Raw genomic sequence first — 758 nt, 5'->3', positions numbered from 1 at the left:
GAGAAATCCATTTACCAAATGAAGAAAATAGGGTACTATTGTCCATGGGCTAATCCTTTCAATGGATTATGGACAGGTACTACCTGCCATTTCATTGTAAAGGATTTTTTTGTGTCTGAACTTTCTACAGACAGAAGATTATGAACATTCAGAGAAAATTAATGCAACGCTAGTGATATTTATAAAACAAATGTGACGAATCATACCCAAATAAAAATTCGTACATGAATATAAGAGAAAGGGAATTGAAGTACAAGATCTTAATATTTTACTTAATACATTTATTTGAGGAGAAATGAGAAATGTTAGTAAGCAGAAGACTACAAATGATTTTATTAAACGTAATGACGTTTTCACTCACCTCATCCTTTATTAGTCATGGTTATGTGGAAGCGAAAGAAGTCACCAGCTCGAACCTTCTGCTCATCGAACAAGCATCTGAGCCAAATGCTTATACTTATGATGAAAATGATCGTCTTCAAACAGTAACATCACCATCGAACTCTTTTGAATTTAAATATGATAGTAATGGAAATTTGCTAAGGAAAAACAAGAAAAATTTTATACCTATAATGACCAGCAATACAACACCAAGCGGGATAGCCAGTGCGAGTGGAGAATATGCACCGAACTATGCATCGTGGATGGCTTTTGATAAAAATGCTGGAACGGGTTGGGTTGGAGCAAGTGGAGTGACGACAGGGTGGCTGGCTTATGATTTTCAAACTAATAAAATAGTGAACGATTACACGCTCAAA

The 758-nt window shown here is 35.4% G+C and carries 1 pseudogene; it reads left to right on the top strand.

Going from position 1 to position 758, the window contains the following annotated elements:
• Positions 1 to 302: 302 nt before the first annotated feature.
• A pseudogene (locus tag LRL21_RS44750) lies at positions 303 to 758 on the top strand (hypothetical protein); the annotation flags it as partial.

This window comes from Paenibacillus periandrae (genome assembly GCF_022458865.1).
Classification (GTDB): Bacteria; Bacillota; Bacilli; order Paenibacillales; family NBRC-103111; genus Paenibacillus_S; species Paenibacillus_S periandrae.
Note: the sequence above shows the minus strand (reverse complement) of the source record. Positions and strands in the feature narration are given on the sequence as shown.